Genomic DNA, 23,012 nt, shown 5'->3' with positions numbered 1-23,012 from the left:
TTTTGTCGGGTGGATAAACGCTATTCCGGTCAGGACTTAAACCCCGCCGCGGTCATCAGCAGCCGGAAACCCATCCCCACGGCGGCCAGTGCCAAAACACTGCCGCCCCATAACGCCACCATCCACAACAAACGAACTCCAGTCTGTTTCATCAGTGATACCCCTCGCCATGCGGCACTTTTCCGCGGAAAACGTAATAACTCCAGAAGGTGTAAACCAAAATTATCGGGATAATAAACAGTGCGCCGACCAGCATAAAACCCTGGCTTTGCGGCGGGGCGGCGGCCTGCCACAAGGTAATGGATGGCGGGATCAGATACGGCCAAATACTGATCCCTAGTCCGCTAAAGCCGAGGAAAATTAGCCCTAACGTCAGCAAAAACGGCGTGCTGTGCCAGCTATTTTCTCGACTGACCGAGAGCCATAACCAGGCGCTGCACGCTACCACCAGCAGTGGAACCGGCAACAGGAACCAGAAATTCGGCAGGCTAAACCAGCGGGTGGAAATTTGCGGGTGCGCAAGCGGCGTCCAGATACTGATAACGGCGATGACCGCCAGCATGACCATCAACAGCGGCTTGATGATGTTACGCATGGTTTTTAGTAGCGGGTCTGCGCTTTTCATCACCAGCCAACTGGCGCCAAACACCGACATGTACACCACAAAGAAGGTCAGCAGGCTGATACTCATCTGCAAATTCCCGTGTGCCGAAACGGCATCTTTGGTGCGCAGCAAGCCATACACCACCCACGGTTGGCGACCCACTTCAGTCGTCACCCAGCCTGCCAGAATCGCGATAAGCCCCGATGGCCCCATCCACAACATAAAGCGCAGGAACGGGCGGCTTTCGTATAACCGGTGGCGATAGCGCAACCACAAACTGAACACGCCTGCCAGAATCATCAGCATGCCCAGCCCCGCCATAATGCGGAATGACCAGAACACCATGGTGGAATTTGGCCGGTCTTCTTTCGGGAACTCTTTTAGCGCCGGAACCTGTTTGTCCAGGCTATGGGTGAGGATCAGGCTGCCGAGCGCCGGGATCTCCAGCCCGTAACGCGTGCGCTCTTGTTCCATATCCGGCCAGCCAAACAGCAGCAGCGGGGTAGGTTCGCCGGGTACGTTTTCCCAATGCCCCTCAATGGCGGCAATTTTCGCCGGTTGGTGTTTCAGGGTATTCAGGCCGTGCATATCCCCAATCATCGCTTGCAGTGGCGCGACGATTAACGCCATCCATAACGCCATTGAAAACATGGTTTTAATCGCCGGAGTTTTGTTGCCCCGCAGCAAATGCCAGGCCGCTGATGCCCCAACAAAAAACGCGCTGCTAAGAAAAGCGGCCACGGACATATGCAGTAAGCGGTAAGGGAATGACGGATTAAACACCACGGCAAACCAGTCAACAGGCACCACTTGCCCGTTATGAATTTCAAAACCTTGCGGTGTCTGCATCCAACTATTGGACGCGAGGATCCAGAAGGTGGACATCAAAGTGCCCAGCGCCACCATGCAGGTCGCAAAGAAATGCAGCCCAGGCCCGACGCGCTTCCAGCCAAACAGCATCACGCCCAGGAACCCAGCCTCAAGGAAAAATGCGGTCAGCACTTCATAGGTCAACAATGGCCCGGTGATGCTGCCTGCAAACTGCGAAAAACCGCTCCAGTTGGTGCCGAACTGATAGGCCATCACCAGCCCGGACACCACGCCCATGCCGAAGTTAACCGCGAATATCTTTGACCAAAAATCGTAAAGCGAACGATAAACCGGGTTTTTAGATTTGAGCCACAATCCTTCAAGCACTGCCAGATAACTGGCCAGCCCAATGGTGATGGCGGGGAAAATAATGTGGAAGGAGACAGTAAAAGCAAACTGAATCCTCGCCAGATGAAAAGCGTCTAAACCAAACATGCGCAACCTCATAGCACAGTAACTTCGACGCTATGTTAGAGGGTTACCCTAGTGAGAATAAGAAACAGAACAACGTTTTTTGCCTATAACAGTTGTGAGATTTAGCGTATTTTTAGCTATCTGATATAGGCAGCAAGCACAGGTTAATCATGAAAAAATACCAGCAACTTGCGCAGCAAATCATTGACCAGATTGCACTCGGGGCGTGGTTGCCAGGGGACAAGCTTCCTTCGCTACGTGAGCAGGTGACGATGAGTGGTATGAGCTTCATGACCGTCAGCCATGCTTATCAAACCCTGGAAAGCCAGGGTTTGATTGTTGCCAGGCCGCAGTCGGGTTATTACGTCGCTTCTCGCCCTGCAGCGCGGAGCACGCTTGCCCCCGTGAAAGTCATGCGTGATGAAGCGGTGGATATCAATACCTACATTTTTGATGTGTTGCAGGCCAGTTGCGACGCATCGGTAGTGCCATTCGGTTCGGCATTCCCAGATCCGCGTCTGTTTCCGCTACAACAACTTAACCGCTCACTGGCCACTGTCAGCAAAACCGCCACTGCCATGAGCGTGATTGAAAACTTGCCACCGGGTAACGAAGCCTTGCGGCACGCCATTGCCAGGCGTTATGCGCAGCAGGGAATGCAGGTATCGCCAGAGGAGATTGTGATAACCGCTGGTGCGCTTGAAGCGCTCAATCTCAGCCTGCAAGCAGTCACTGAGCCGGGGGATTGGGTGATTGTTGAAAATCCGTGTTTTTATGGCGCGTTACAGGCGCTGGAACGCTTGCGCTTAAAGGCTCTGTCGGTGGCAACTGACCCGCAAAACGGCATTGATCTCATTGCACTGAAACAGGCGCTTAACGACTATCCGGTGAAAGCATGTTGGTTAATGACCAATAGTCAGAATCCGCTAGGCGTGACGTTGTCACCTGATAAGAAGCTGCAACTGGTGGAATTGTTACAACAGCATAATGTCACGCTCATCGAAGATGATGTTTACAGCGAGCTGTATTCTGGACGCGATCGTCCGTTACCGGCCAGGGCGTATGACGAGCAAGGCATCACGCTGCACTGTTCATCATTTTCGAAATGCCTGGTCGCGGGGTTTCGCATCGGTTGGGTGGCAGCAGGTAAACATGCGCGGCGTATTCAGCAACTGCAATTAATGAGCACACTTTCCACCAGTTCGCCGATGCAACTGGCGCTGGTTGATTATCTGGCGACCAAACGTTACGACACCCATTTACGCAAACTGCGGCGCATTTTGGCTGAGCGTAAACAGCAAACCTTGCAGGCGCTGCATCAGTATTTCCCAGTTGAGGTGAAAATTCACCATAGCGAAAGCGGCTATTTCCTGTGGGTAGAATTACCCGATTATATGGATGCCAGCGTGTTGAGTGAACAAGCTATTGCCCACAAAATCAGCATTGCACCGGGCAAAATGTTTACCACTGGCGGTGCATGGCATAATTATTTTCGTCTTAATGCTTCGTGGGTGTTAGGTGAGCGTGAACAACACGCGGTGATCACCCTGGCTGATTTAATTCGCCAACAAATTAAGGAGTGAACAATGGAATACCAGACCGAGCGCCTGATTTTAAGGCTATGGAAGCAAAGCGACCGCGAGCCGTTTGCCGCGATGAATGCCAGTCCTGAAGTAATGCGTTACTTCCCCAATACGCGCACCCGTGAAGAAAGCGACAATATGGTGAATGCTGTCGAACAGATCCTCGCCGATAAAGGTTGGGGATTATGGGCGGTGGAAGAGAAAAGCAGCGGGGCATTTATCGGGTTTGTGGGCCTGAATATTCCTGGATACGAACTGCCGTTTTCCCCGGTGATTGAAATAGGCTGGCGGCTGGATAAACCGTTCTGGGGTAAAGGTTACGCACCGGAAGCAGCACGTAAAGCGCTGGAAATTGGTTTCAACCAATACGCAATGGACGAAATCGTCGCTTTTACCGCGCTGGAAAATCAGCCATCACAACGCGTGATGGAAAAAATCGGCATGCATCGTTGCGAAGAGTTTGACCACCCAGCCCTCAAGCAAGGCCAGCCGTTGTGCCGCCACGTACTGTACCGCATCACCAAAAACCAGATGCTTTAAAGTGACATCGATAAATCTGCCGCCGCGCGTCGTAGCGGTGGCAGAATGTTGGCGCGCAGTTCTGTGACGCTAACTTCGGTGGCGGGTACGCCGACATTCATTGCGGCAACTACTTTGCCACCACGTGCCAGCATCGGTACGGCAACTGAACGTAAACCAATCTCCAGTTGTTGATCGTTAATCGCATAACCCTGGCGTCGCGCCAGCGCAATCTCTTCACGTAACTGCGCCACGCTGGAAACCGTATGTTGGGTGTAACGCAGCAACTTTGCCCGCCCCAAATAAACTTCCAGTTCTTCTTCCGGTAACGCGCTCAATAATACTCGCCCCATCGATGTTGCCCACGCGGGCAGGCGGCTGCCACGGCCAATATCAATGCTCATTAAATTATCTACAGCGGTACGGGCGATGTAGAGCACATTGTCACCATCCAGCGTGGCGACGGAACACGAGTGGTTAAGCGATTTGCTGAGGTTGTCGAGCGCGGTCTGCGCCACTTTCGCCAGCGGCGTACCGGCAAGATAAGCATGGCCGACCGTTAATACGCGCGGCAGTAATTCGTAACTGCGACCATCCGGGCTGTGAACCATCCCTAAGGTGGCGAGGGTATAAAGACAGCGGCGCACAGCTGCACGGGAGATATGCGTTTTCTGGCTCAGTTGCGAGATAGTCAGTCGCTGGCGCTGGGGGGTAAAGGCGTTAAGCACCTCCAGCCCACGAGCCAGTGACAGCATAAAGTTGGGATCTCTTTTAGCAACGCTTTGAATTTCTTGATTATCATCATGAATAACATTCTGAATATCATGGTTTTTTTCGTTCACAAGTTGCCGCTCCAGCCGCTCTTCATGGTCATCAGGATGCGCTAAGCCCGTTTGCCCGGCAACTTTGCCCCGGACAATGTATGGAATATTCCACCACGATCACAAATATCCGCCGTATAAATGAAACGCGTCGATAATCGCACAACAATTCGATTACCGCCGTTGACGCTTTGGTGGGGTTGCTCCTATTGTCAGGAAACACCGTTTTGTTTGCAGGGGATTTGACCGGCAAACATCTTAAAAAATAAAGGCGTAACTACCACGCCGACGGGAAGGATATGAGCGCCACAATCGAACACCTTGAAAGCCTGATTGTTGATCTGCCAACGATTCGGCCACACAAACTCTCGATGACCACTATGGGCTGCCAGACGCTGGTTATTCTGCGCCTGACGCGCTCCGACGGCATCACCGGCCTGGGCGAAGCGACCACCATTGGCGGGCTGAGTTATGGCGTTGAAAGCCCGGAAGGGATCAAATCCGCGATCGATACCTATCTTGCCCCGTTACTGGAAGGCCAGCCTGCGGATAACGTCAACCGTCTGGTCGCGCTGATGAATAAATGCGTGCGCGGCAATACTTTCGCCAAATCTGCCATCGAAACGGCGTTATTGGATGCGCAGGGCAAAGCGCTGGGTTTACCGGTCAGCGCCTTGTTGGGCGGGGCGTTAACCAGCGAACTTCCGGTGTTATGGACGCTGGCAAGCGGTGATACAGCCAAAGATATTGCTGAAGGTCAGAAGTTGCTGGCCCAGGGGCGACACAACGCCTTTAAGCTGAAAATCGGTGCTCGGGATTTACGCACCGATCTGCAACATACGCGCGCCATCATCGAAGCTCTTGGTTCGCAAGCCAGTATCCGTGTCGATGTCAACCAGGCGTGGGATGCAAGCCAGGCAGCACGCGGCTGTGCGGAACTCGACGCGATGGGAATCGACTTAATCGAACAGCCTGTTGCCGCTCATGACATAGAAAGCCTGGTGCGTTTGAGTCAGCGTGGCAATGCAGCGATTCTTGCGGATGAAGCCGTAGCCAGTAGCGAAGACGGCTACGATATTGCGCGTCGTGGATTTACCGGCGCATATGCGTTGAAAATTGCCAAAGCCGGTGGCCCGGCAAGCGTATTGCGCCTGGCACATGTGGCTCAAGCCGCAGGCATTGGGTTGTACGGCGGCACCATGCTGGAAGGCACGATTGGCACGGTAGCTTCGCTGCATGCCTGGTCGACATTACCGCTGGCGTGGGGGACAGAAATGTTTGGCCCGCTATTACTGAAAGACGATATTGTCGAAAAGCCGCTGCATTTTGCTAACAGCGCGGTGACCTTGCCAGCAACCCCGGGGTTGGGTGTGACCCTGGATGAAGATAAATTAGCGTTTTACCGCCGTAAGGCATAAGGAGAAAGCCATGTTATTTAAAGTTGAGATGACGGTAAATATTCCACTCGACATGCCAGTGGAAACTGCCGCTGAAATTAAAGCCAAAGAAAAAGCCTATTCACAGCAGTTACAACAAGAAGGCAAGTGGCGCCATATTTGGCGCATTGCCGGGTTATATTCTAATATCAGTATTTTTGATGTTAAAGATGCTGAGGAGTTACACAATTTATTAATGGCTTTGCCATTGTATCCGTACATGGATATCAAAGTTGATGCATTGTGCCGTCATCCATCTTCAATTCGTAATGATGATAAATAAACAATAATAAAAATTAACCTGCACCATGCCTTTTCTCAGGCATGGTTCCCTACAAGTAAGCAATGAGACAATAAACATGACAACTAACTTTGTTCACCTGCCTGAAGTGCAAGCTTTATTAAGAGAAAGTGCCGGTTTGAATGGTGTGGAAGGAGATGAGCGTTTTAAAAATATTATTCATCGCCTGCTGGAAAATATTTGTACGATAATTGATGAGTTTAATATCACCGAAGAAGAATTCTGGCATGCGGCAAACTATCTGCATGAATTGGGTGGCCGCCAGGAAGCCGCATTATTAGCCGCAGGTCTGGGCATTGAACACTATCTGGATTTACGCCAGGATGCGCTGGATGCCGCAGCTCAGCTTGAATCCGGCACTCCGCGTACCATCGAAGGGCCGTTGTATGTCGCCAATGCGCCGCTGGCTGAAGGCCACACCCGCATGGATGACGGGAAAGATAACGGCCAAACGATGTGGTTGCACGGCACCGTTCGCGACACCAAAGGCCACCCAGTCGCCAACGCGATTGTTGATATCTGGCACGCGAATACGCTGGGGAACTATTCATTCTTCGACCCGAGCCAAAGCGAATACAACCTGCGCCGCCGCATTAAAACCGGCAGTGATGGGCGTTATAGCGTGCAAAGTATTGTCCCGTCAGGCTATGGCTGCCCACCAGACGGCCCAACCCAGAAGCTGCTCGACCGTCTGGGCCGCCACGGTAATCGCCCTGCACATATTCACTTCTTCGTTTCAGCACCAGGCCATAAACATCTCACCAGTCAAATTAACCTGAATGGTGATAAATACTTGTGGGATGATTTTGCTTTTGCTACCCGCGATGGTTTAATTGCTGAACCAGTCACGATTAGCGACCCACAAACGATTAAAACGCGTAATTTAACTGGCGAACATACTGAAGTTGAATTTGATTTTACGATCTGCAAAGCCCATTCCCCTGAGGAAGAATCTCGCATCACCAGAATCCGCGCTAAAGAATAAATAACATAGCATCCGACCTGCAAAATAATCATTTGCAGGTCGGATTAGCGCAGCGCTCGCCAGTGTTTATTACCAGATCTACGTTTATCCCGGAAGCCATGTTATGCAAAATAAACTCGATGGTATTAAAAGAAAAATCAGCAACGCTTTAATTGTTGATCGTGAGAATGATATTTACCGTTGTAATCGCAATGTATTTGTCGATGACCAATTATTTGAACTGGAAATAAAACATATCTTTGAAGGGAATTGGGTTTATCTGGCGCATGAAAGCCAAATCCCTGACGCCGGAGATTATTTTACCTTAACGCTCGGCAGGCAGCCGGTACTTATAACACGCGATAAAAAGAACGAACTGCATGGCTTAATTAATAGCTGTGCTCACCGTGGCGCGATGTTATGCCGCCGTAAAGCGGGCAATAAAAACTCGTTTACCTGCCCATTCCACGGTTGGACGTTCAGTAACAATGGCAAGCTATTGAAAGCCAAGGATGAAAGCGTCGGGGGATATCCGGAATCATTTAAACAAAATGGCTCCCACGACCTGAAAAAACTGCCGCGCTTTGAGTCGTATCGTGGATTCCTGTTTGGCAGTCTGTCTGACGATGTTATGCCGCTTGAGGATTACCTGGGCGAAACGTGCAAAATCATTGATTTGATTGTTGATCAGGCCCCTGAAGGGCTGGAAGTGCTGCAAGGTGCATCAAGTTATATTTATGAAGGTAACTGGAAATTAGGTGCCGAAAACGGCGCGGACGGTTATCACGTCAGTGTTGTGCACTGGAACTATGCTTCGACGATGTCGCGCCGGAATTATGAAGCTGAGGGTACTCAGGCCGTGGATGCTAACGGCTGGTCAAAAAGCGTCGGCGGGGGTTACGGTTTTGAACACGGCCACATGCTGCTGTGGACGCGCGCACTGAACCCAGAAGTTCGCCCGGTATTTACCGAAACTGAGCGCCTGAAAGCCGAGTTTGGCGAAAAACGTGCCGACTTAATGGTCAATGAAACGCGTAACTTGTGTCTGTATCCGAACGTCTACCTGATGGACCAGTTCTCTACACAAATCCGCGTCATTCGTCCGCTTGCCGTCGATAAAACCGAAGTGACGATTTACTGCTTTGCACCAAAAGGGGAAAGCGCGTCAAAGCGGGCCACTCGTATCCGACAGTACGAAGATTTCTTTAATGTCAGCGGTATGGGGACGCCTGATGATCTGGAAGAGTTCCGTTCCTGCCAGCAGGGCTATATGGCGACGAATCTGCAGTGGAGCGATTTAAGCCGTGGCGCAACGCATTGGGTCTATGGCGCGGATGATCACGCCAAACAGTCAGGATTCACACCGCAAATAAGTGGCATTCGTTCGGAAGACGAAGCGCTCTATATTGCCCATCACCATCACTGGCAACAAACCATGCTGGCGGCTATCGAGAAAGAGCAACAGCAATATGATGCTTCAATCACTCAGCGTGTGGAGGTTGCACCATGAACCTGGACATTAACGCCATCAGCCAATTTCTTTACTACGAAGCCAGCCTGTTGGACGACCGTCAGTGGGACGAATGGCTAAGCTGTTACAGCCCCAAAGTGGTCTACTGGATGCCTGCCTGGGGAGACGACGACAAGCTCACGACTGACCCACAAAGCCAGATTTCCCTGATTTATTACCCAAGCCGTGACGGGCTGGAAGACCGTGTGTATCGCATTAAGACCGAACGTTCTGGTGCCAGTACTCCGGAACCGCGAACCACCCATATGCTCAGTAATATCATGATTGTGGGCAGCCACGGTGACTGCGTCGATGTGCGTTACAATTGGGTGACGCATAGCCATCGTTATCAACAAAGCGGTTACTTCTTTGGCACCACCTATTGCACGCTACGACATACGGAAGGCCTGCCGCAGATCACCCGTAAAACCATTCAGCTAAACAATGACTACATCCGCCAGGTTATCGACATTTATCACATCTGAGTAGAGGAATTGCCATGAGTTTTAACATCGCCCTCAACTTTGAAGATGGGGTTACGCGTTTCATTAGCTGCAATGCAGGTGAAAAAATCCTTGATGCTGCCTATCGCCAGAAAGTGAACCTACCGATGGATTGCTCCGACGGTGTGTGTGGAACCTGTAAATGCCACTGCGCTAGTGGGGAATACTCGTTAGGTGAAGATTTCCTCGAAGAGGCGTTGTCTGACGATGAATCCAGGCAGCGCCAGGTATTGACCTGCCAAATGGTTCCCAGTTCGGACTGTGTGATAGATGTGCCAGTGAGTGCATCGGCGTGTAAAACCGGTATCGGCAGATTCCAGGGTAAGGTTATTCGTTGTGACGCTTTGTCATCCAGCGCCATTGAGTTGGTCATTGAACTAGAAAAAGGGATCGACTTCCTGCCTGGGCAGTATGTGAATATTCAGGTGCCAGGCGGTACACAGTTGCGTGCGTACTCTTTCAGCTCGCTACCTGGCGATACGCAAGCCAGTTTCCTGATCCGCAATGTGCCGGGCGGGTTGATGAGCAGTTGGTTGTTACAGCAGGCTAAAACCGGAGATGAGCTAACACTTACCGGCCCGATGGGCAGTTTCTATTTACGTCCGCTGCAACGCCCGATAGTCATGTTGGCTGGGGGCACGGGGCTTGCGCCATTTCTGGCGATGCTGAAAAAGCTCGCATTAAATCCCGTTAACCAACCTATTACGTTGCTATATGGTGTCACCAAAGACAGTGACCTGGTGATGACAGAAGCGCTGGATGAACTGGCAGGGCGATTAACGAATTTCCGCTGGCTGCCTGTCGTCACGGATACAGAGTCTGCCTGCCCGCAAAAAGGCTTTGTCACTGACCATTTTGACCACGCATTGCTCAATGATGGCGACGTAGATGTTTATCTTTGCGGCCCGCCGCCAATGGTGGATGCAGTGTTACGCACCTTGCAGAAACGCCAGATAACACCAGCCAGTTTCCACTATGAAAAATTTGCCCCAGGCCAGAAGGCCGAACAGCATGCGGCCGCATAAGGAGAACCAATGAGATTCCAAAATAAAGTGGCCGTCATCACTGGCGCGGCGCAAGGTATTGGCCGCCAGGTGGCAGAGCAAATGGCTCAAGAGGGCGCGCGTTTGGTGTTGATCGACCGGGCGCGATATGTTTTTGAACTAGCTGAAAACCTGCATCAACAAGGCTGTGAAGTGCTGGCGCTGGAGGCTGACCTTGAACAATGGGAAAGTACCCAGCACACCATGGCGCAGGCACATCAACACTTTGGTCAGCTGGATATTTTGGTGAACAACGTCGGTGGCACTATCTGGGCCCGCCCGTATGCAGAATATCAGCCCGATCAAATTGAAGCGGAGATCCGCCGTTCGCTATTTCCAACGCTGTGGGGATGCCGCGCAGTGCTGCCGTATATGCTGGAACAACAGCGTGGTGTGATTGTGAACGTATCTTCAGTGGCGACGCGTGGCGTTAACCGTGTGCCTTATTCCGCAGCAAAAGGCGGGGTAAATGCCATTACGCAGTCGCTGGCGATGGAATACACCGGTAGTGGGATTCGTATCAATGCCACCGCACCTGGTGGGACGCAAGCGCCAGCGAGACTGACTCCGCGCAATCAGGAACAACCCAGCCCGCAAGAACAGGCGTGGTATCAGCAAGTGGTTGATCAAACCAAAGACAGCAGCCTGATGCATCGCTACGGGACGCTTGCAGAGCAGGCTAACGCCATCCTGTTTTTGGCCAGTGATGACGCCAGCTATATCACTGGCACCATTCTTCCGGTGGGTGGCGGCGATTTAGGGTAACTTTAAGTGTAAATTGACGGGTGTTGTTGGCGCGAATCCGACCTACGGTTTCGATTTTGTAGGGTGGATTCGCGTCAGCAGCATTCACGACATCATCAGGACGTTATCTCAATCAGATTACCATCCGGGTCTGCTATCACCGCCTCGTAAAAACCATCGCCAGTCCAGCGCGCTTCATGTACCAGAGCATCGAGCGGTTTAAGGCTAGCGACGAGTTTATCGACCGCTTCCACAGAACCCAGGCTAATAGCGATATGCGCCCAGCCGGTGCGGTTATCTTCGCGCGGCGGTTTATCAACCAGCCCCGGTAGCGTCATCAGTTCCAGTGCAGGGCCATTTTCCAGCGTCACAAAATGGGAGATAAACCCTTCACGGCGCTTTGAGTGATAAGCCTCACCAATATGCGCGTTGAAATGTTGACGCCAGAAGGCACAGGCGCTCTCAAGATTGTTGGTCCACAGGGCGATATGAGCAACCTGCATCTTTTACCTCCATCCATATGAAATTTCGATAGTTGTGGAAAGCAGTAGCGCAGAGTCACCGCTTCGTTTACACCTTGTCTACACTTTAAAAATCATCTGGTTATCTTACTCGTACCGCGATGCCCGTCGCGCTGTTTACTGCGCCCTCTATCACATCCTGGTGAAATATCCGGTTACCGCCATGCTTGCCATATTGGCGCAGACTATTGTTTTTGTACGGGGATTTTTTTGCACTTTTGGCACAAATAACCCATGTCGTGCCGCCTTTATCTTTCCGACAGGAGTAGCAGCAATGCGTACAAAACAGGCTATATGGACTCTATCCACCCTCTGTTTGACCGTGCTTTCTGCACAGGCGGCAGGGCTTCCAGACAAAATTGGTGCCGGTGAAGGGCAGCTCGATATTATCGCGTGGCCGGGTTACATCGAACGTGGTGATACCGACAAAGCCTACAATTGGGTGACGGATTTCGAAAAAGAGACCGGTTGTAAGGTGAACGTGAAAACGGCGGCCACCTCTGACGAAATGGTCAGTTTGATGGCGAAGGGCGGTTACGACCTGGTGACCGCATCGGGCGACGCCTCATTGCGCCTGATTATGGGTAAACGTGTGCAGCCGATTAATACTGCGCTTATCCCTAACTGGAAAAATATTGATCCGCGCCTGGTAAAAGGCTCGTGGTTTAACGTCGACGGCAAAGTGTATGGCACGCCGTATCAGTGGGGGCCAAACCTGCTGATGTACAACACCAAAACTTTCCCGACGCCACCAGACAGCTGGAGTGTGGTGTTCGTCAAACAAGACTTGCCTGACGGCAAAACCAATCAGGGCCGAGTGCAGGCTTATGACGGGCCGATTTACATTGCCGATGCCGCGTTGTTTGTTAAAGCCACACAGCCACAACTTGGCATTACCGACCCGTACCAACTCACCGAAGAACAATACGCGGCAGTGCTGAAGGTACTGCGTGACCAACACGGTCTGATTCACCGCTACTGGCATGACACCACTGTGCAAATGAGCGACTTCAAAAACGAAGGTGTAGTCGCTTCCAGCGCCTGGCCGTATCAGGCCAACGCCCTGAAAGGGGAAGGCCAGCCGATTGGTACCGTATTCCCGAAAGAGGGCGTCACCGGTTGGGCAGATACCACCATGCTGCATGCTGATGCGAAACATATGAACTGCGCCTACAAATGGATGGACCACTCGCTAAAAGCGAAAGTTCAGGGTGACGTAGCGGCCTGGTTTGGCTCACTGCCTGCCGTGGCTGAAGGTTGTAAAGCCAGTACCTTGCTCGGCGATAAAGGCTGTGAAACCAACGGCTATAACTACTTCGATAAGATCGTGTTCTGGAAAACCCCGGTAGCCGAAGGCGGTAAATTCGTGCCGTACAGTCGCTGGACCCAGGATTACATCGCCATCATGGGTGGCCGTTAAGCCTGGAGGCGTTATGCCGTACGCTGTGCAGTTTCGAAACGTCTCGCGCCTTTACGGTGATGTGCGAGCCGTAGATAACGTCTCAATTGATATTGAAGACGGGGAGTTTTTCTCCATGCTCGGGCCATCTGGCTCGGGCAAGACCACCTGCTTACGGCTGATTGCGGGCTTTGAACAGGTCACCTCCGGCGAAATCGCCATTTTCGGCAAACCGGCGCAAGACGTGCCGCCTTATCAACGGGATGTGAATACCGTCTTCCAGGATTACGCCTTATTCCCCCATATGACGGTGCTGGAAAATGTTGCTTATGGTTTGATGGTCAAAGGCGTGGATAAGAAAACTCGCCTCGCCAAAGCGCAAGAAGCACTCGAGCGCGTGGCACTGGGTTTTGTTCACGCTCGTAAACCGTCGCAACTTTCCGGTGGGCAGCGGCAACGTGTGGCGCTGGCACGTGCCTTAGTCAATCGCCCACGTGTCTTGTTGCTGGATGAACCGCTGGGCGCGCTGGATCTCAAACTGCGTGAACAGATGCAGGGCGAGTTGAAAAACCTGCAGCGTGAATTGGGCATCACTTTTATTTTTGTCACCCATGACCAAAGTGAAGCGTTGTCGATGTCCGACCGCGTGGCGGTGTTTAACAATGGCCGTATCGAACAAGTTGATACGCCACGCCAGTTGTATATGAAACCGCGCACTGCGTTTGTGGCGAGTTTTGTGGGCACTTCAAACGTGTTGCAACCGGCGCTTTCCGGGAAAGTGTGTGGTGAAGAAGCGCTATTTTCACTGCGCCCTGAACACATCGTTCTGAGTAATGAACCGAGCCTCAGCAACGAAATTCGTGTCAATGGCATGATTCAGGAAATCCACTATCAAGGGGCGGCGACGCGTTTTGAACTGCGTCTTGCCGGTGGCGAAAAACTGTTGGTCAGTGAGGCGAACCCGCAACGCATTATCAGCGAAGAACGCTATCAAATCGGCCAGCAGGTCACCGCAGTCTGGCCCCGGGCGGCGATGGTTCCGTTGCTGGGGGAAGGATGAAATGGATATGAGTCTTCCCGCATCCCATCCTGACAACCGCCTGATGCGCCGCGTTGCTACGTTTTTGTGGCAACGCCCTGGATTCTGGCTGGCTTTGTTACTGCTGCCACCATTGCTGTGGTTTGGTGTTATTTATCTGGGGTCGTTGCTGACACTGTTGTGGCAAGGATTTTACACCTTCGATGATTTCACCATGTCGGTCACGCCAGACCTGACGTTCGCCAACATTGCCGCACTGTTTAACCCGGCGAATTACGACATTATTTTGCGCACGCTAACCATGGCGATCGCCGTGACGCTCGCCAGTGCTGTGCTGGCTTTCCCGATGGCGTATTTCATGGCGCGCTATACCACCGGCAAACTCAAAGCGTTTTTCTATATCGCGGTGATGTTGCCGATGTGGGCGAGCTACATCGTAAAAGCGTATGCCTGGACATTGTTGCTTTCACGCGATGGTGTGGCGCAGTGGTTTCTTGGACACATGGGTCTGGAGCCGTTGCTTAACCTGATGCTGACCATTCCGGCAATCGGCGGCAATACGCTGTCGACTTCTGGTTTTGGCCGCTTTCTGGTGTTTCTCTATATCTGGCTGCCGTTCATGATTTTGCCGATTCAGGCCGCACTTGAGCGCTTGCCGCCGTCATTGTTACAGGCATCGGCAGATTTGGGGGCTCGCCCGGCTCAAACCTTCCGCCATGTGATTTTACCGCTGGCGATTCCGGGTGTGGCGGCGGGTTCAGTGTTTACCTTTTCGCTCACCCTCGGTGATTTTATTGTGCCGCAGCTGGTGGGGCCGCCGGGGTATTTCATCGGCAACATGGTCTATTCCCAGCAAGGGGCAATTGGCAACATGCCGATGGCCGCGGCCTTTACGCTGGTGCCGATTGTATTGATCGCCATTTATCTTTCACTGGTGAAACGACTGGGGGCTTTCGATGCACTCTGAACGCGCTCCGTTACTGCTGAAAATCGCCGCCTGGGGCGGGGTGATTTTCCTGCATTTCCCCCTGCTGATTATCGCGCTTTATGCCTTTAACACCGAAGAAGCCGCATTCAGCTTTCCACCCAAAGGGCTGACGCTGCACTGGTTCAGCGTTGCCGCATCGCGCGGCGACATTCTGGATTCGGTGACGTTGTCACTTAAAATTGCTTCACTGGCAACACTACTTGCTTTGATTCTCGGGACATTGGCCGCTGCGGCACTCTGGCGGCGGGAATTCTTTGGCAAAAATGCCATCTCGTTATTACTGCTGTTACCGATTGCTTTGCCGGGAATTATCACCGGTATTGCGTTGTTAACCGCCTTTAAGATGATGAATTTTGAACCCGGTCTCCTGACTATTGTGGTGGGCCACGCAACGTTTTGCGTGGTGATTGTGTTTAACAACGTCATCGCCCGTTTCCGTCGCACCTCTTATAGTTTAATTGAAGCTTCGATGGATCTGGGGGCTGACGGCTGGCAAACCTTCCGCTATGTGATTTTGCCGAATCTCGGCTCGGCACTGTTAGCCGGAGGCATGCTGGCGTTCGCGCTGTCATTTGATGAAATTATTGTCACCACCTTTACCGCCGGACACGAACGCACCTTGCCGTTGTGGCTGCTCAACCAGCTTGGGCGCCCACGTGAAGTTCCGGTTACTAATGTGGTGGCGTTGATGGTGATGCTGATGACCACCATTCCGATTCTAGGGGCGTACTGGCTGAGCCGTGGCGGAGATGACGTCGCGGGCAGCGGTAAATAACGTTGAGAAGGGTATCACTATGCAAAGCCAGCTATTAATTAACGGCCAGTTAGTAGACGGCCTCGGGGAAAAGTTACCGGTCTACAATCCGGCAACCGGTGAAGTGCTGTTGGAAATCGCCGAAGCCACGGCGAACCAGGTTAATGACGCAGTGACAGCGGCGGATAACGCCTTCGCCAGTTGGGGGCAAACCACGCCGAAAGAGCGCGCCGAACATCTGCTGAAACTGGCTGATGTGATTGAGCAAAATGGCGATGTGTTTGCCCGCCTGGAATCGCAAAACTGCGGCAAGCCTTATCACTGCGTGTTGAATGATGAAATTCCCGCTGTGGTGGATGTGTTCCGCTTCTTTGCGGGCGCAAGCCGCTGCCTGAACGGACTGGCGGCGGGGGAATATCTGAGCGGTCATACTTCGATGATCCGCCGTGATCCGGTGGGTGTGGTGGCGTCTATCGCGCCGTGGAACTACCCGTTGATGATGGCAGCCTGGAAACTCGGCCCGGCACTTGCCGCTGGTAACTGTGTGGTGATTAAACCGTCTGAAATCACCCCGCTTACTGCGTTTAAGCTGGCGGAACTGGCGAAAGATATTTTCCCGGCAGGTGTGTTGAATGTGCTGTTTGGGCGCGGGCAAACGGTCGGCGATGTGCTGACCGGTCACCCGAAAGTGCGCATGGTGTCGCTAACCGGTTCGATTGCTACCGGTGAACATATCATCAGCCATACCGCGCCTTCGATTAAGCGCACTCATATGGAGCTGGGCGGCAAAGCGCCGGTAATTGTGTTTGATGATGCCGACCTGGATGCGGTAGTGGAAGGCGTGCGGACTTTTGGCTATTACAACGCGGGCCAGGACTGTACCGCAGCCTGTCGTATCTACGCGCAGAAGGGTATTTACGACAAACTGGTTGAGAAACTGGGGGAAGCGGTCAGCAGCCTGAAAGTTGGCGCGCCGGAAGATGAATCTACCGAACTTGGGCCGTTAAGTTCTGCCGCACATCTTGAGCGGGTCAACAACGCGGTGAATGCCGCCAAAGCTCTGGCACATGTCAAAGTGGTAACGGGCGGGGCGAAAGTAGACGGGCCGGGATATTACTTCCAGCCAACCTTGCTTGCGGGGGCGAAGCAGGAAGATGACATCGTGCAGAAAGAAGTTTTCGGCCCGGTGGTGAGCGTGACCGCGTTTGATGAAGAAGAGCAGGTTTTGGGCTGGGCGAATGATTCCAGCTACGGCCTGGCCTCTTCAGTCTGGACAAAAGATGTGGGCCGCGCGCATCGCCTTAGCGCTCGCTTACAGTACGGTTGTACCTGGGTGAATACCCATTTCATGCTGGTTAGTGAAATGCCACATGGTGGGCAAAAACTGTCGGGTTACGGCAAAGATATGTCACTGTTTGGGCTGGAGGATTACACCGTTGTCCGCCATGTGATGATTAAACATTAAGACGCCAATAAGCGGTTGTGTTCATGAAGTCTATAATTTAGGTGTGCCACACTGATGTGCTTTCTTTTGAGGGGTTACTATGAAGAAATATGTATTAATGCTGCTGGCCGCCGTGTTCATGGCAGGCGCTATACCCGCACAGGCAACTGAGCAATCAGAGCAACGCCAGGATGCCCGAGGCGTGCGTCAGGACACGCGCGAAAATTCTCGACAAACCAAACAAGATTGTCGCAATGGCGTGTTCGGTAATGCTGATTGCCGTCAAGAACACCGTCAGAATAAACGGGAAGGCCGACAAACCGCCCGCGATATCAAGTACTGAAAGTGCGAGGTGGGGCATTCGGCCGGACAATATGGATACTCATGTTTGACCCCACACTCCAGGAGTTTTCACCTTGCGAGTTGGCTCAGACACACATAAATTTGTAGGAGTATCCACACTAACAGGAATGAATATGCGTAAGCCTCGCTCTTTATTAACTGCTGCGACAGTTGCTCTTACACTGTCCATCTTTTCCGTGTCAGCATTAGCAAATCCTGGCAATGGAAACGGTGGTGGTAATGGTGGCAGCCAGGGAAACAGTAATGGCAATGGTAATAAGGGAAATAGCGGTAACAAATCCGATAAATCAGCTAAAGCGGATAAGAGTGATAAAGGAAACGGTAATTCAAAAGAAAATCAAGGGAGCCGTAAAAACTACGGCAAGCCAGACCACGTCGATACCGACATCACATTTAATGATGCGCGACGTTTAGCGGTTAACTATGGTTTTACCGGATATAAACCGTTGCCTCCAGGCATTGCAAAAAACCTGGCACGCGGTAAACCGTTACCTCCGGGTATCGCGAAGAAATCGGTCCCGGGCACGATGCTGAATCAACTGCCTTATTATCCTGGCTATGAATGGCAGGCGGTTGGTCAGGACCTCGTGTTAGTCGCACTCAGTACCGCGATTGTGACTTCTGTTATTAATGGTGTATTTGATTAACTGGTTTGTGCATAAAAAAAGCTCGCCTCGGCGAGCTTTTTTGTCTTTGTTAGTTTAGTGATCCAGATACAGGTAGTGCATCCAGCTGGTCATACGCAGTAGCACCTTACGCATCACCGACACATGGGTGAAATGGTCGGAATAGACGGCGACCTGGCCAAAAATCCCATCAGGTAACGCATCAACATCTGCATTAGGTGCAAGCTCAATTATCGCCAACACGCCGTCACTTCCTGGGGTTAACGTTAATGATTGCAGCGTACCTTGTGCCTGATAAGAACCACCAGGCACGACCGGCAAAACTGAGGTGAGTTTTCCAGGGAAAACCTGTCCTGGGAGTGCATTAAACACCACTTCGGCTTCATCACCTGGTTTTAAACGTAACAGCGAGTTTTGCCTGAATTGCGCGACAATCAGGCGTTTTTGTTGCGGTATAAACACCATCACCGGGCGCAACGGCAGGGCGGCCGCATAGGTACCTGGGCGAATTAACACTTGAGTCACGTAACCGTCACTCGGCGCACGAACCACGGTTTGGTTAAGGTTGTATTTGGCTTCTGCAAGCTGGGCGCGCAGGCTAACAATCTGGGATTGTTCGCCGTTGACCATGCTATCTAACTGGCTTTTGATTTGTGACTGTTCAGCAACCGAGCCTTTTACCAGTGCGTCCTGTGCAAGATAATTTTGTCGGGCATTATCAATATCACTTTCAGAGAACGGGTTAACCTTCGCTTTACTGCCCTGAAGGTAACGTTGGTAATCTTTGTACAATCTGTCGCGTTCTGCACTGACACGGGCCGTGTTGGCAATGGCGGCATCAAGTTCTGATTTGAGTGACTCCGTACTATGAATGGCAGTGGTTAAATCAGCCTGAAGTCTGTCTACCCGTGCCTGATAGCGAGTGGGTTCTAATTTAAACAGCACTTCTCCTTTTTTAATCATTGTATTTTGTTTATCGGTCACTTCACTCACTATCCCTGTGACTTGTGGCGTCAACGGAATTGAAATAACCGCTTTTTGCGCCAGGAAAGTATAAGGGTGGTTGTAGTTCATTAATAAAATGAGCGCGCCAATTAAAAACACTCCTCCCAATGCAGCGGTTGGCACTGTCCATTTATTTACTGGTATTTTAAATATCTTGAATATTGACCATGCCAAAGCAACATATGTCAGGATAATGAGTAAATCCATGATATTACTCCGATGGAGTTATTTTATTGTTATCTAACTTTTGCTCCAGCTCAGTCACCCTTTGCTGTAACGAAGCCAGTGTAATCTCTGGGTCTTGCTGCATCCCCCAGCCGCGTTCCGGGCGATAAAGAGTGGCCCAAATCCATAAGAACGGCCATATAACATGCAGGGTAAACAAACTCACCCAACCAGCGACATGAATCGCATCGGCATGTGGGTGATTACGTGATTTAGCAATAAGATAAGGAATGTCGTGAAGAATAATGATCCCGTAAAAGATAATGAGAAACACAAAAATAAGCACACCAAGCGCAAAGTAGTTTAGAAACATAATGGCCTCGAATCATAGAGCGATAAATCTAATCTAAAGATAGTCGCTATCCGGCACTGAGATTATGATTCAGATAAAATCACCCCTTAATGATTAGTTATTTCCATTTAATAAGTTGATGACGCTTGCACTTTTCTTTAAGACAGAGGTTTTCACTACTCAGTGCCGGCGTCATCACCTTTATATATTGTTAATTATTCCGTTTCATCGCGAATATCAGTCGATGCACCATTTTTCTGAACCGATTCAATCCCTTTCTGTGCAGCCGCTTTCGAGGCATACATTTCGCTTTGGGCGATAATTTGCCCGTTAGAGGCCTTTAACACGAAATAAAATGGTTCGGCAGTCGCCTTCGCTGATTTCTTTAAAACGTAGTGTCCCATAAAAAATCTCCGCTTTACCCCAGACCCTTTGTCTGGGGAGTAGCTTAAATATAGTGCAATCAATCAATGAGGTGGCTGGGGAGGGGGCGTGATTGTTAAAACTTGATATACGCCACAAAAAAGAGCATATTTTATAGCGTAATTTCACTGCAATCAGCTTATAAAAATGTCGGTTTATCAGAAGATGTTGGTTTTTTATGTGGTTATGTCGTTAATAACCGCGATTATTACATGGTTTTTATCTCGGGATAAAAAGAGCATCAAACTGTTATGTTCTGTGCTGGTAGGGGCAACCTGGCCAATGAGTTTCCCTGTCGCGTTGTTGTTTTCTCTGTTTTAAACTCTCTATACTTCAACTAGTTAAAGAACAGGAACGGTACGTGATGAATGACATAACTTTTTTCCAGCGCTTTGAGGGTGATATTGTTGCCGGCCGTAAAACAATCACGCTGCGTGATGTCTCTGAGTCGCACTTTACGGCAGGCCAGCAATTACGTGTCGGGCGTTATGAAGACGATGTCTATTTTTGCACCATCGAAGTGATCAGTGTGATGCCGGTGTTGCTCGGGCAACTGACTGACGAGCATGCGCGTCAGGAGAATATGACGCTGTCTCAGCTTAAAGAGGTGATTGCGGATATTTATCCAGGTCTGAATGAGCTTTATGCGATTGTTTTTAGGTTGGTTACTGCGGCTTAAAAAACAAAGGAAGGGGAGTTTCCCCTTCCTGAAATTTCACCTACTGACTGGCTTTCTTCAACATCTGATACAACTCATCTTTTAGCCGCAACTTCTCTTTTTTCATCTGCATGACTTTTTCGTTGTATCCCGTCCCTTGCGGCCCCTCCTTGCGTAAAATTTCATCATCAAGCTGATTGTGCTTGTCAAACAAGCTGAGGAAACGCGGGTTGGCGGATTTTAATTCGGTAATCAATTCACGGTACTCAGGAAACATTGCAAACCTCCGGAGTCGAGTAGGTAGGTGATGAATGGATAAGCCCTGGCAATTGCTGCCATTTGCAGTGTAGGCACCGCTCGGCCTGAATTGGAAGCACCGCTTGGTAAGGGTTTGTCAATTTGAGATCCACGAGGCGCGTTAACAATTTAGATTAAATTTTCGGCATGTTACGCCTTGCTTAACGGCAAAAATTGTTAACGACAATCTTATTTCTGTGTGCTAAAACATATCTATGATATATCTTACGTATTCAAAAATGAGAAACAGATGACCTTACAAACCAAACCTAATCTTCCACAACGCGTCAAAAACGAGCTTAAATTTCGTCAGTTAACCGTAAAAAGCAAAGAAACCGTTGCGGGTTGTTTTTATCGCATTGTTTTCAGCAGCCCAGAATTAGCAGGTTTCACCTCGCGGGGGTTTGATGACCATGTGAAAGTGTTTTTCCCGCCAGAAAGTGGTGAGTTTGCTCGCCCGTCAGTCACTGACGACGGCATTGTCTGGGGGGAGGGTCCGCGTCCCATTTCGCGTGATTACACCCCGCTGGAATTTGACGCCGCGCGTAACGAACTGACGCTGGACTTCTATATTCATGACGGCGGCGTTGCCAGTCAGTGGGCAGAAATTGCCACGACTGGCGATACGTTACTGATAGGCGGGCCACGTGGATCGCTGGTCATTCCTTGTGACTATTCATGCCAGCTCTATGTCTGTGATGAAAGCGGTTTACCTGCCATTCGCCGCCGTCTGCTCTCTCTGCCCGGACATATTGTCCCCACTGTGCTGGTAAACAGCCAACACGCACAAAGCCGCGAGTATCTGAGTGAGTTCAAACAGGCGGATATTCACTGGCTTGATAGCGAATCTATCGCTAAGCACTTAAGCACTCTTGAATTCCCGGAGAGCGACTATTTTGTCTGGATTACCGGAGAAGGTCGCGACGTCAAAAAACTCAATGATGAACTGCTGGAAACCCACGCTCTGGACGCCGATTACGTGCGCGCTGTGGCTTACTGGCATCATAAATAAGGAAACGAACATGAGAATCCATCATCTACACCATCGTCTTTGCGCCAAACATGAACGTCACGAAAGACACGGTTTGCACGGCGGCCATAATCATCACGAACATGGCGGTATGGAAGGGAAAGGGCGCATGCGCCGTGAACGCATGTTTGATGCCAACGACATTCGTTTGCTGATCCTGCATTTCCTTTCAAGCAACAATGCGCACGGTTATGAGTTGATCAAATCCATCGAGGCCATCGCCAAAGGCGAATATGTCCCAAGCCCGGGGATTATTTACCCTAACCTCTCTTTGCTTGAGGAGATGGGCTTGATTACTGCCGTGCAAAGCGACAGCAGTAAAAAGGCGTGGACGCTTACTACCGAAGGCCATGCTGAACTCGTACTACAACAAGACCACCTTGGCCATATCATCGCTAAGCTCGAATCGTTAGGGGTATTAGGCGATAACCGCCGTCTACCTGAAATTCAGCGTGCTATTCATAACTTTAAAATGGCACTTAATACCAAACTTGGGCAAAGCGATTTGCCAAAAGAGACGCTGTATAAAATCATCGATACTTTAGATCAGGCCGCTAAGGATATTGAGCGGAGTTAATTTTGCTATTTCTGTGCAATGAAGCATAAAGTTTCGACGAGTTCTGCCGAAACTATATG

General features: G+C 50.9%; 28 protein-coding genes. 20 read left to right on the top strand and 8 right to left on the bottom strand.

Annotated elements, in window-relative coordinates:
* Positions 1–29: 29 nt before the first annotated feature.
* Positions 30–152 (bottom strand): DUF2474 domain-containing protein, encoded by a 123-nt coding sequence (locus D8682_RS03330; RefSeq protein WP_064546514.1) that lies wholly within the window; start codon positions 150–152, stop codon positions 30–32.
* Positions 152–1,909, bottom strand: a complete 1,758-nt coding sequence (locus D8682_RS03325; protein WP_121813531.1) for a cytochrome ubiquinol oxidase subunit I — start codon at positions 1,907–1,909, stop codon at positions 152–154. The genes D8682_RS03330 and D8682_RS03325 overlap by 1 nt, the downstream gene beginning before the upstream one ends.
* Positions 1,910–2,058: 149 nt before the next feature.
* On the opposite strand from D8682_RS03325, the gene D8682_RS03320 reads away from it, so the two are divergent.
* Together D8682_RS03320 and D8682_RS03315 are read left to right on the top strand one after the other, a co-directional pair.
* A complete protein-coding gene (locus D8682_RS03320; protein ID WP_064546520.1) occupies positions 2,059–3,471 on the top strand; it encodes a PLP-dependent aminotransferase family protein in 1,413 nt (470 codons plus the stop codon).
* 3 nt (positions 3,472–3,474) lie between these two features.
* The gene (locus D8682_RS03315; protein ID WP_121813530.1) at positions 3,475–4,011 is read left to right on the top strand and encodes a GNAT family N-acetyltransferase; all 537 of its coding nucleotides are present in this window, start codon (positions 3,475–3,477) and stop codon (positions 4,009–4,011) included.
* Here D8682_RS03315 and D8682_RS03310 read toward each other — a convergent pair.
* Positions 4,008–4,745 (bottom strand): IclR family transcriptional regulator C-terminal domain-containing protein, encoded by a 738-nt coding sequence (locus tag D8682_RS03310; protein ID WP_064546584.1) that lies wholly within the window; start codon positions 4,743–4,745, stop codon positions 4,008–4,010. The genes D8682_RS03315 and D8682_RS03310 overlap by 4 nt on opposite strands.
* Positions 4,746–5,110: 365 nt before the next feature.
* Between D8682_RS03310 and D8682_RS03305 the strand changes: the two genes are divergently transcribed.
* The 7 genes from D8682_RS03305 (at position 5,111) to benD (ending at position 11,333) form a co-directional block, all read left to right on the top strand.
* A complete protein-coding gene (locus tag D8682_RS03305) occupies positions 5,111–6,229 on the top strand; it encodes a muconate cycloisomerase family protein (protein WP_064546524.1) in 1,119 nt (372 codons plus the stop codon).
* A gap of 10 nt (positions 6,230–6,239) precedes the next feature.
* Positions 6,240–6,530: a muconolactone Delta-isomerase gene (catC, locus tag D8682_RS03300; RefSeq protein WP_121813529.1), complete on the top strand. Its 291-nt coding sequence runs from the start codon at positions 6,240–6,242 to the stop codon at positions 6,528–6,530.
* A gap of 76 nt (positions 6,531–6,606) precedes the next feature.
* Complete coding sequence (gene catA, locus D8682_RS03295; RefSeq protein WP_064546528.1) at positions 6,607–7,533, top strand: catechol 1,2-dioxygenase; 927 nt, start codon at positions 6,607–6,609, stop codon at positions 7,531–7,533.
* A 103-nt stretch (positions 7,534–7,636) separates the two neighbouring features.
* Positions 7,637–9,022: a Rieske 2Fe-2S domain-containing protein gene (locus D8682_RS03290; protein ID WP_064546530.1), complete on the top strand. Its 1,386-nt coding sequence runs from the start codon at positions 7,637–7,639 to the stop codon at positions 9,020–9,022.
* On the top strand, positions 9,019–9,507 hold the full coding sequence (locus D8682_RS03285) for an aromatic-ring-hydroxylating dioxygenase subunit beta (RefSeq protein ID WP_121813528.1): 489 nt from the start codon (positions 9,019–9,021) through the stop codon (positions 9,505–9,507). The genes D8682_RS03290 and D8682_RS03285 overlap by 4 nt, the downstream gene beginning before the upstream one ends.
* 14 nt (positions 9,508–9,521) lie before the next feature.
* The gene (gene benC, locus D8682_RS03280) at positions 9,522–10,550 is read left to right on the top strand and encodes a benzoate 1,2-dioxygenase electron transfer component BenC (RefSeq protein ID WP_121813527.1); all 1,029 of its coding nucleotides are present in this window, start codon (positions 9,522–9,524) and stop codon (positions 10,548–10,550) included.
* A gap of 9 nt (positions 10,551–10,559) precedes the next feature.
* Positions 10,560–11,333: a benzoate diol dehydrogenase BenD gene (gene benD / locus D8682_RS03275; protein WP_064546535.1), complete on the top strand. Its 774-nt coding sequence runs from the start codon at positions 10,560–10,562 to the stop codon at positions 11,331–11,333.
* Between the two features lie 95 nt (positions 11,334–11,428).
* Here benD and D8682_RS03270 read toward each other — a convergent pair whose 3' ends face one another.
* Entirely contained in the window at positions 11,429–11,815 is a 387-nt protein-coding gene (locus tag D8682_RS03270; RefSeq protein WP_064546537.1) for a VOC family protein, read from the bottom strand.
* A gap of 292 nt (positions 11,816–12,107) precedes the next feature.
* Between D8682_RS03270 and ydcS the strand changes: the two genes are divergently transcribed.
* The 7 genes from ydcS to D8682_RS03235 all read left to right on the top strand — a co-directional run bounded on the left by ydcS (position 12,108) and on the right by D8682_RS03235 (position 18,467).
* Positions 12,108–13,253, top strand: coding sequence for a putative ABC transporter substrate-binding protein YdcS (gene ydcS / locus D8682_RS03265; RefSeq protein ID WP_064546539.1), 1,146 nt, complete (start codon positions 12,108–12,110; stop codon positions 13,251–13,253).
* Positions 13,254–13,266: 13 nt separating this feature from the next.
* Positions 13,267–14,292: an ABC transporter ATP-binding protein gene (locus D8682_RS03260; RefSeq protein WP_064546541.1), complete on the top strand. Its 1,026-nt coding sequence runs from the start codon at positions 13,267–13,269 to the stop codon at positions 14,290–14,292.
* Positions 14,293–14,299: 7 nt separating this feature from the next.
* The gene (locus D8682_RS03255) at positions 14,300–15,238 is read left to right on the top strand and encodes an ABC transporter permease (protein WP_370090805.1); all 939 of its coding nucleotides are present in this window, start codon (positions 14,300–14,302) and stop codon (positions 15,236–15,238) included.
* Positions 15,228–16,034 carry an ABC transporter permease gene (locus D8682_RS03250; RefSeq protein ID WP_121813526.1) on the top strand — a complete coding sequence of 269 codons (807 nt, stop codon included), beginning with the start codon at positions 15,228–15,230 and terminating at the stop codon, positions 16,032–16,034. Before D8682_RS03255 ends, D8682_RS03250 begins: the two co-directional genes overlap by 11 nt.
* 19 nt (positions 16,035–16,053) lie before the next feature.
* Positions 16,054–17,478, top strand: coding sequence for an aminobutyraldehyde dehydrogenase (patD, locus tag D8682_RS03245; protein WP_121813525.1), 1,425 nt, complete (start codon positions 16,054–16,056; stop codon positions 17,476–17,478).
* Positions 17,479–17,557: 79 nt separating this feature from the next.
* Entirely contained in the window at positions 17,558–17,800 is a 243-nt protein-coding gene (locus D8682_RS03240; RefSeq protein ID WP_064546550.1) for a hypothetical protein, read from the top strand.
* A 133-nt stretch (positions 17,801–17,933) separates the two neighbouring features.
* Positions 17,934–18,467, top strand: coding sequence for an anti-virulence regulator CigR family protein (locus D8682_RS03235; protein ID WP_064546551.1), 534 nt, complete (start codon positions 17,934–17,936; stop codon positions 18,465–18,467).
* A 54-nt stretch (positions 18,468–18,521) separates the two neighbouring features.
* Here the strand turns inward: D8682_RS03235 and D8682_RS03230 are convergent, their stop codons facing one another.
* The 3 genes from D8682_RS03230 to D8682_RS03220 all read right to left on the bottom strand — a co-directional run bounded on the left by D8682_RS03230 (position 18,522) and on the right by D8682_RS03220 (position 20,372).
* The gene (locus D8682_RS03230) at positions 18,522–19,658 is read right to left on the bottom strand and encodes an HlyD family secretion protein (protein WP_064546590.1); all 1,137 of its coding nucleotides are present in this window, start codon (positions 19,656–19,658) and stop codon (positions 18,522–18,524) included.
* Between the two features lie 4 nt (positions 19,659–19,662).
* A complete protein-coding gene (locus D8682_RS03225) occupies positions 19,663–19,989 on the bottom strand; it encodes a DUF3302 domain-containing protein (protein ID WP_064546592.1) in 327 nt (108 codons plus the stop codon).
* A 194-nt stretch (positions 19,990–20,183) separates the two neighbouring features.
* Positions 20,184–20,372: a YegP family protein gene (locus D8682_RS03220; RefSeq protein ID WP_064546594.1), complete on the bottom strand. Its 189-nt coding sequence runs from the start codon at positions 20,370–20,372 to the stop codon at positions 20,184–20,186.
* 166 nt (positions 20,373–20,538) lie between these two features.
* Between D8682_RS03220 and D8682_RS03215 the strand changes: the two genes are divergently transcribed.
* Together D8682_RS03215 and yqfB are read left to right on the top strand one after the other, a co-directional pair.
* Positions 20,539–20,712, top strand: coding sequence for a GhoT/OrtT family toxin (locus D8682_RS03215; RefSeq protein ID WP_064546596.1), 174 nt, complete (start codon positions 20,539–20,541; stop codon positions 20,710–20,712).
* A 43-nt stretch (positions 20,713–20,755) separates the two neighbouring features.
* Entirely contained in the window at positions 20,756–21,070 is a 315-nt protein-coding gene (gene yqfB / locus D8682_RS03210; protein WP_370090800.1) for a N(4)-acetylcytidine aminohydrolase, read from the top strand.
* 40 nt (positions 21,071–21,110) lie between these two features.
* Here the strand turns inward: yqfB and D8682_RS03205 are convergent, their stop codons facing one another.
* Complete coding sequence (locus tag D8682_RS03205; RefSeq protein WP_064546600.1) at positions 21,111–21,326, bottom strand: YdcH family protein; 216 nt, start codon at positions 21,324–21,326, stop codon at positions 21,111–21,113.
* Between the two features lie 270 nt (positions 21,327–21,596).
* Between D8682_RS03205 and D8682_RS03200 the strand changes: the two genes are divergently transcribed.
* Together D8682_RS03200 and D8682_RS03195 are read left to right on the top strand one after the other, a co-directional pair.
* Positions 21,597–22,358, top strand: a complete 762-nt coding sequence (locus D8682_RS03200; RefSeq protein ID WP_121813523.1) for a siderophore-interacting protein — start codon at positions 21,597–21,599, stop codon at positions 22,356–22,358.
* A gap of 10 nt (positions 22,359–22,368) precedes the next feature.
* Entirely contained in the window at positions 22,369–22,953 is a 585-nt protein-coding gene (locus tag D8682_RS03195; protein WP_083963375.1) for a PadR family transcriptional regulator, read from the top strand.
* Positions 22,954–23,012 lie beyond the last annotated feature (59 nt).

The sequence above is a fragment of the Buttiauxella sp. 3AFRM03 genome (assembly GCF_003675305.1).
GTDB lineage: Bacteria > Pseudomonadota > Gammaproteobacteria > Enterobacterales > Enterobacteriaceae > Buttiauxella > Buttiauxella ferragutiae.
This window is presented reverse-complemented; position numbering and strand designations above follow the sequence as displayed.